Here is a 7,032-nt window from a genome sequence, read left to right as displayed (position 1 = left end):
AGGTATTTGTTTTGGTGTGGTTACCTCACTAATACCCTAAATTCGAGGGGGTGGCAAGTTTTTTTGTATAAAAACGCATGAAATAGGGAATACTAATAGATTTTTTATAAAAACTTTTGACAATACGAGATGATGAAGGGGGAGCAATAAATGAAAATTGAGGTTAAGAATTTAACAAAGAAGTATGGAAATAAAAAAGCTTTAGATTCAATCTCTTTTACCTTAGAAGAACCCAAAATATACGGTTTACTAGGACGTAATGGTGCTGGTAAAACGACATTTATGGAAATACTTGCTGGTCAGATGATTGAAACCAGTGGGGAGATATTAATAGATGGGAATAAACCATTTGATAATCAGAGACTAACCGAATCAATTTGTCTAATAAAAGAGGGAAATAATTTTAAGAAAGATTTAAGCATAAAGAATGTATTGAAAATCAGTTCCTTCTTTTATCCAAAATGGGATCAAGAATTAGCCGAAACTTTAGTAACAGAATACAATCTTGATCCAAAGTTAAAAGTCAAAGCACTTTCAAAAGGAATGGAGTCAGCATTAGGTATTATAGTGGGTCTTGCAAGTAAAGCACCTATCACAGTATTTGATGAACCATACATTGGATTAGATGCAGCAGCACGAAAGAAATTTTACGATATATTACTAAGAGAATACGAGGAAGAGCCTAGAACCATTATATTTTCTACCCATTTAATCGATGAAGTTAGTTTAATGTTTGAGGAAGTTATCATTTTACAAGAAGGAAAATTAGCCCTACAAGAAGATGCGGATGTATTACGAAATAGTGCGTGTGCATTATCTGGAACTATTGATCAGGTAGAAGGATTTATAAAGGATAAGGAAGTTATTACCACGAAAAAACTTGCTGGGATGATGACGGCTTATGTCTTTGGTCACTATGAAGCGGCAAAAGTTGAGGGGCTTTCTGTGGAAGGTGTACCAATTCAGGAATTGATGATCTATTTAACGGAAAGGAAGGGGGCATAATCATGAATAAGCAGATTAAAGGTTTATTATATTTCTATATAAGTGATATTCGCCATAACATTTTAATATTTTGGTCCATTTTATTATTGGTATTAGTTGTATCAATTGCCTTTGCGAATTACTTAATAAGATTTGAAGACGGACAGATGGCTTTTGGTTTTCCTTTTGCTTTGTACTTTTACTGTCTGATTCTGGGATTTTTAACAGTAAAGGAAAGTATTCCTTTTGCTATAAAGATGGGAGCAACACGTAAGAATATCTTAATTAGCCTTGGAATATTCTTCTTGATCGTAGTAGTGGTGAAATCAGTTGTTGCAAGCACCATACAAGAACTGGTATTACTATTTACAGATGCAACCAATATCAATACATTCCTATTTCTACACCCTGCCATGATGCTTGAAGATAATTGGTTAAATCGAATCTTAATAGATGTATGTATTATGTTCTTCCTACTAGCCTTTATGTTTATTATTGGTCTATTGTTCTATAGATACGGAATTGCAGGTGGTGGAATAGTCGCTGGTATTCTGGCAATCGCTTTGCTACTTGGGGTTGCTAAAGGCTGGATTTATGACTTTATTGTAGAGGTAGTTTCGCAATTAGATATGTTATTCTTTTATCAAATGTTAGGGGTTGGACTGTTGCTATTTATGTTCTCCTTTGTATTTGTTAGAAGGATTACGATTGAGAAGAGAAGATAACCTTATTGAATGGTAGAATAGAATACCAGCTAAATAGTGAGGGACAGTAACTCACCGATTTAAATTGTCGATTCGTGAGGAACTGTCCCTTGTTGGTAACGAATGAAATGCTTATAGGTTATTATGTACTTCACCCATTGGACCGGTATCTTCTTCATTTTCAGATGCGAATTCAATCGAAACATCATTAGTACTTATTAAGATAGTAGTAATTAGCAGTAGACTTATCCATATTTTTTTCATTTTTCAATATCCCCTTTATAGATCTGATTATTAGTTTCTATGATTATTTTATATAGTTGGTTTGCTTTTTTATAATGTTGATGATTCTCATAAATAGTTGCAAAAATTTTGCTGTAGAACAATATTAGGTCCCAAAGTTGATTCTCTTTAAAGAATGTCATACTATCTTTCTGGATACATGTAATATCTTCTAGTGATTGGTTATCATTTAAAATGATAGTAAAAATCTGTAATTGGATTAATAACTTCTTAGGAGTCTTAGGATTGATCAGATTTAGACCATATTGAAGCCATTTTTTAGATTCTGTTATATTCTTATCATTATAGTGGCATCTTACTAGATTTATAATTGTTTTGGATAATTGCTCGTTATTCGTATACTGCAAACAAAGATTATAATAATATGTAGCTTTATTGTATTGTTCTTGTAATTCATAACAATAACCCAAATTATTATATAGTATTCCTCTATAACGATCTTGGTCTTGTTCAGGTAAGTATTGTAATAATCGTTTTACCATGTTGTAGGAATCAATGGCCTCTTTGCTAAGTCCAAGGTTGTTGTAGCATATACCAAGTAAGTTGTGGCAATCAATCGCTCTATCCAGGTAATACCCATTATTGAAAATTCCTAAAGCTCGTTCTACAAGTACCTTACACTTATCATATTTGTATAACTCCTTGTAAGCTAATGCAAAATTGTAATAGAAAAATCCTATCTCGTAATCTTTAAATGACTCAGCATGGCTTTTCACCTTTAATAAATCTTTACCTATACTTACTGCGTTATCGTATTGTTTCTCCATATAATTAAGGTAAATTAAGGTATTCATATAGATAAAATAATTACGGTTTTGACCGTAGTCTAATGTATTCCGTAAACTATTAAGTTTTTTCCTAGCATCCATATTCCTACCACACATAATATGGTAACGTGCTTGGACGATTTCAAATTTAACTAGGGTTTCTAGACCAGCAGATGTAGACTGTTGCTTTAGTTCACTAATATCCTTTTCAACACAACCAAATAGAATCAAATCTTTATACCAATCTTCAATCTGTTTATCAATTTCATTATTTACTTCTAGCAAACTTTCATAATCAATATTTAGCTCTGAGAAAAGTAACTTATAAATTTCTGTATCTGCTATTACATGATTGTTTTCGATTCTACTAAGATAGGATGGCGTACAAATACCTTCACATAACTTTTCTTGGTTAATGTTCATTTCCGTTCGTTTTAATTTTAAAATTGTACCGATATATGGAGTCATAAATATATCACCCTTTTCAAAGTGAATTTAAATAAATAAATAGTTATTATTAGCCTACAAGAATTAGTTTTGATCTTCCAATCGTTTTGTTAATTCGGTAGTATCATAATCTTTAATTCTTTCTCTGATTTCTTTAGGGAACATTTTTTCTACATCAGTAAGATATTCATTTCCCTCTCCTGGTGTTTTATGGTTTAGAACTTGAAATTCATTTTCTTCCTTCCTTACTTCTAATACAACTGGTAAAGACACACCTGAAGTCCTCTTTTGGCTTCCACCTTCAAGGTAGAATTCTTGTGCAACTACCCAAATATAAATCTCTCTATTAGTAGTATTACTACCAAGTATTTCGATTGCACTATGTACTTCTCCTTCTTTTATAGGCTTTATTAAATGATTATTAATATACTCTTTTATAGATCCTATCTCCTGATTAGAAATATTATAGTTACTGTGTTCCGAAGTATAACTATCATCACAAGCCCATAATAAAAGTAAAAGGAATAAGAGTATTAGTACTTTTTTCAAGATGACTCACCTCTCGGATATTTCTTATATATTATTTTACCATTATAAACCTCTCTGTATATTGTGTAATTTGGTAATATATTTTGCTCTTAATCTGATAATTAATCTGTAATATTTCCCAATGTTGTCAGACTTTTCTCTAGGTATAATTGAGTTACATGTGGAGTACTCCAAATAAGAGGGGGAGGAGATAAAGTGTTAGGGAGTACAGATAATATATTAAATGGGAGGAAATATGTAATGAATAAACAACACAAACTAATCTATTTGTTATTTGCTTTCGTACTATTAATCTCAACTCTACCATTTCAAGCTTCAGTAGTTCATGCTAAATCAAATAGTGCTATTCCTAATTCTAATAACCCATATGTTCAGGCGTATATGAATAGTATGGAACAATATTCAAGCACTCAGGATATGGATCCTTTGGTAGACCCTAAAGTGGAAGAACAAATTATATTAAATACGTTGGAATTGTATTACGAGTTAGATATTAAGGTTTTAGATGAATTGTCCAACTATTATCCAGACGCAACAACGTCTAAAGAAGTAGTTTCTATAAATAGGGAAGATAAAGTTAATATTATGTCTAAAATAATGAAAATCTATGACTCTGTAGAGGAAGTCGAAGTAAAAGAATTATTCTTAGATTATCTAGATCGTTATGCGATGGGACCTAATGATTCCGAGAGTGAAGTTATAACTTTTATTGAAGAGAACACCGAAAAGGAAGATTTAGTTAATACAACCGCATCATATAACGGTACGGGAGCTGGCAATTGGGCATATAATAACTGGAATTATTACCGCAGAGATTACCCTAAATTTACAGGTGACTTTGGAACAGATTGTACGAACTTTGTCTCGCAGGCTCTGCATATTGGTGGTGGAAAGTCAAAATCTGGTGATTGGACGGTTAGTAGAAAAAATTTAACCTACTGGACTATTGATAGTGCATACCAATTAAATTATAGTTGGAAACTTACGGATCCTAGTCCATGGATTAGTGTAAAAGAATTTAGAAGTTATTGGAGACCAAAGTCTGGTGTAAGTTCCTATAGTGCCGACTACTATAGACAGAATCATGAACAGATTTATAGTGGAGACATTTACAAAGGTGATGTATTGGTCTTCCATAAAGGTATTGCAAACTTTGTTACGGTCCCGACTCACCTAATGATAATCTCAGCATATGATTCCTCTAATAAGGATTTCTTATTAGCGGGACATACAAACAATAGACAAGCATATCCTTTATTAAGTGCAATAAGCAGTTACTCACAGATTGAAATTTTGAAAATTAACTAAGAAAAAGTCAGGGACAGTTTTTCATGTTTAACATGCTAACATGGTGAAACTGTCCCCCTAATATTGGACTGGAGTAATATTAAACTGCCATTTCTTTTCGTTTAAAAATCAATCCAGACAAGAATATTAATAATATGGAAAGTATCAATGTTACTCCTGCAGTAGCAAACAGTTCACTACTAATCTCTCCTGAAGACAAAGATTCTAAGATGTAGCTAGAGAGGTTATTTGGGCTCCAGTCGAGAACATGTTGGAAGATTTGTGTGATAATACTCATCACCATAATGGTTAAAATGGTGAAAAACGCTACTAATCCTGCTGATTTAAAAACGGTATTATAGAATATAGTTAACGAAACAACCAAGGTCAGCCACATACCGTAGAAGAAAAATACGGTTAGGAATTCACCAATGGTTAGCGTTCCAAAGAGAATGTTGATATAATACCAACTTACAAGTAAGCCAAGGAAAAGTGAAACCCAAACTAGTAATAAATAAGAAACCCACTTTGCACTAATATAATTCATATATGAAACAGGTTTTACTAGTACAAGCTCAGAAACACCACTTTTTCTCTCTCCAGCGATAGTCCCCATTAATACTAGAACTACTACCAAGACTCCTAAACTACTTAATTGACTAAGACTCATCATAATAACTTGAGCAGGTTCCATTTCAGGGATTTCAAATACAGCACCTTCAGGCATGCCACCAACAGAATCAATGATTTGCGGCAAATAATATGTTGTCAAAGGATCCATCACTGACAATAATATAATAACTAAAGGTACCCAAATCCATTTCTTGTTCCGCCAATTTTCCAACAACTCTTTTTGAAATAAAGTCATCCATTGCATCAGTTATTCACCACCCTCATAAACATATCTTCTAGTGAAGCTTTATTAATGGAAAATGTTGTGATTTTCCAGTTTTCTTTTGTGGCCATTGATAGAATGTTCTCACGTGCTTGGTTCATGTCAGTTGTTGTTATCAAAAGCGTATCCCGTTCTACCTTGGTATTGGAAACACCATTTAACGCTCTTATTTTTTCTTGATACGGTTGAACTTCATCTTCAACCTGCAGTTCGATGACCGTGGTTTGATATTTTTTCCTTAATTCAATTAACGATCCAGATTCGATAAGTTTGCCATGATTTAAAAGTAGAAGTTCATCACTCACTTCTTCTGCATCATTTAATATATGGGTGGAAAATAAGATCGTCATTTCTTGTTTTAGCTTTTCCATTAAAACAAGTACTTCCCTGCGGCCTATTGGGTCAAGTGATGCAACTGGTTCATCTAAGATTAATAGTTTTGGCTTGTGGATAATCGCTTGAGCTATTCCAAGTCTTTGCTTCATCCCACCGGAATAACGCGAGATACGTTCATTCTGAGCATCCTCTGAAATCCCAATTTCTTTCAATAATTCCGCTGCACGCTTGTTAGCTTCAACCTTGGAAAGCTTTGCTAATTTTCCACTATAGATCAAGAATTCTTTCCCAGTCATCCAAGAATGGAAGGATGGGTATTGTGGCAAATAGCCAATCCACTCCCGTAAATCCTGATTTTTAGCTTGAGACTCAAACTGAATGCTTCCTTCAGTTGGTTTAAGTAGCCCTGCCAAAGTTCTCAAAGTTGTTGTCTTACCAGCTCCATTAGGACCAATTAACGCGATACACTTATGATGACCGAAATCAAAACTGATATGATCTACAACAGTTTTGGAGCCATATTTTTTAGTTAAATTCTCAACGGTAAGTAGGGCCATTTAACGTGATCTCCTTCCAATGATAAAGTACAAAACTGGTCCTAAAATACTAACAAGAACAATGATAATTGCCCATAACCATTTTGGACCGTTCGTTTCCTTCACTTTAACCAAGTCCACAATAGCAACTAGTAATAAAATAAATTCAATAATAAGGATAGGAGCAATTAATGCCCAATTAATATCCACCATATAAATCTCTC

Annotated in this window: 9 protein-coding genes; 3 read left to right on the top strand and 6 right to left on the bottom strand. The window is 33.3% G+C overall.

Annotated features, from left to right (window positions below; genetic code table 11):
• Nucleotides 1–150: 150 nt before the first annotated feature.
• Together BN999_RS11130 and BN999_RS11125 are read left to right on the top strand one after the other, a co-directional pair.
• Nucleotides 151–1,005 carry an ABC transporter ATP-binding protein gene (locus tag BN999_RS11130; RefSeq protein ID WP_096271437.1) on the top strand — a complete coding sequence of 285 codons (855 nt, stop codon included), beginning with the start codon at nucleotides 151–153 and terminating at the stop codon, nucleotides 1,003–1,005.
• Between the two features lie 2 nt (nucleotides 1,006–1,007).
• Nucleotides 1,008–1,709 carry a hypothetical protein gene (locus BN999_RS11125; RefSeq protein ID WP_096271436.1) on the top strand — a complete coding sequence of 234 codons (702 nt, stop codon included), beginning with the start codon at nucleotides 1,008–1,010 and terminating at the stop codon, nucleotides 1,707–1,709.
• 111 nt (nucleotides 1,710–1,820) lie between these two features.
• On the opposite strand, the gene BN999_RS21025 is transcribed toward BN999_RS11125, so the two are convergent.
• The 3 genes from BN999_RS21025 to BN999_RS11115 form a co-directional block, all read right to left on the bottom strand.
• The gene (locus BN999_RS21025; protein ID WP_255247450.1) at nucleotides 1,821–1,952 is read right to left on the bottom strand and encodes a hypothetical protein; all 132 of its coding nucleotides are present in this window, start codon (nucleotides 1,950–1,952) and stop codon (nucleotides 1,821–1,823) included.
• Nucleotides 1,949–3,226: a helix-turn-helix transcriptional regulator gene (locus tag BN999_RS11120; protein ID WP_096271435.1), complete on the bottom strand. Its 1,278-nt coding sequence runs from the start codon at nucleotides 3,224–3,226 to the stop codon at nucleotides 1,949–1,951. Before BN999_RS11120 ends, BN999_RS21025 begins: the two co-directional genes overlap by 4 nt.
• Before the next feature lie 63 nt (nucleotides 3,227–3,289).
• Entirely contained in the window at nucleotides 3,290–3,754 is a 465-nt protein-coding gene (locus BN999_RS11115) for a hypothetical protein (protein ID WP_096271434.1), read from the bottom strand.
• A gap of 240 nt (nucleotides 3,755–3,994) precedes the next feature.
• Here BN999_RS11115 and BN999_RS11110 point away from each other — a divergent pair, with 240 nt between their 5' ends.
• Nucleotides 3,995–5,062: an amidase domain-containing protein gene (locus BN999_RS11110; protein ID WP_096271793.1), complete on the top strand. Its 1,068-nt coding sequence runs from the start codon at nucleotides 3,995–3,997 to the stop codon at nucleotides 5,060–5,062.
• Nucleotides 5,063–5,141: 79 nt separating this feature from the next.
• Here BN999_RS11110 and BN999_RS11105 read toward each other — a convergent pair whose 3' ends face one another.
• From BN999_RS11105 to BN999_RS11095, 3 genes are read right to left on the bottom strand one after another with little or no spacing between them, the layout of a single operon-like run.
• Nucleotides 5,142–5,909 (bottom strand): ABC transporter permease, encoded by a 768-nt coding sequence (locus BN999_RS11105; RefSeq protein WP_306419005.1) that lies wholly within the window; start codon nucleotides 5,907–5,909, stop codon nucleotides 5,142–5,144.
• An 8-nt stretch (nucleotides 5,910–5,917) separates the two neighbouring features.
• On the bottom strand, nucleotides 5,918–6,829 hold the full coding sequence (locus BN999_RS11100) for an ABC transporter ATP-binding protein (protein WP_096271432.1): 912 nt from the start codon (nucleotides 6,827–6,829) through the stop codon (nucleotides 5,918–5,920).
• Nucleotides 6,830–7,021 (bottom strand): PLD nuclease N-terminal domain-containing protein, encoded by a 192-nt coding sequence (locus tag BN999_RS11095; RefSeq protein ID WP_096271431.1) that lies wholly within the window; start codon nucleotides 7,019–7,021, stop codon nucleotides 6,830–6,832.
• Nucleotides 7,022–7,032 lie beyond the last annotated feature (11 nt).

The organism is Paucisalibacillus globulus, assembly GCF_900184735.1.
GTDB lineage: Bacteria > Bacillota > Bacilli > Bacillales > Amphibacillaceae > Ornithinibacillus > Ornithinibacillus globulus_B.
The sequence above is the reverse complement of the archived record's forward strand: the minus strand, read 5'-3'. Positions and strand labels throughout refer to the sequence as shown.

Excerpts from the sequence above, each read along its gene's own strand:
- BN999_RS11100 (WP_096271432.1), bottom strand. The coding sequence starts at position 6,829 with ATGGCCCTACTTACCGTTGAGAATTTAACTAAAAAATATGGCTCCAAA.
- BN999_RS21025 (WP_255247450.1), bottom strand. The coding sequence starts at position 1,952 with ATGAAAAAAATATGGATAAGTCTACTGCTAATTACTACTATCTTAATA.
- BN999_RS11105 (WP_306419005.1), bottom strand. The coding sequence starts at position 5,909 with ATGACTTTATTTCAAAAAGAGTTGTTGGAAAATTGGCGGAACAAGAAA.
- BN999_RS11130 (WP_096271437.1), top strand. The coding sequence starts at position 151 with ATGAAAATTGAGGTTAAGAATTTAACAAAGAAGTATGGAAATAAAAAA.
- BN999_RS11095 (WP_096271431.1), bottom strand. The coding sequence starts at position 7,021 with ATGGTGGATATTAATTGGGCATTAATTGCTCCTATCCTTATTATTGAA.
- BN999_RS11120 (WP_096271435.1), bottom strand. The coding sequence starts at position 3,226 with ATGACTCCATATATCGGTACAATTTTAAAATTAAAACGAACGGAAATG.
- BN999_RS11125 (WP_096271436.1), top strand. The coding sequence starts at position 1,008 with ATGAATAAGCAGATTAAAGGTTTATTATATTTCTATATAAGTGATATT.
- BN999_RS11110 (WP_096271793.1), top strand. The coding sequence starts at position 3,995 with ATGAATAAACAACACAAACTAATCTATTTGTTATTTGCTTTCGTACTA.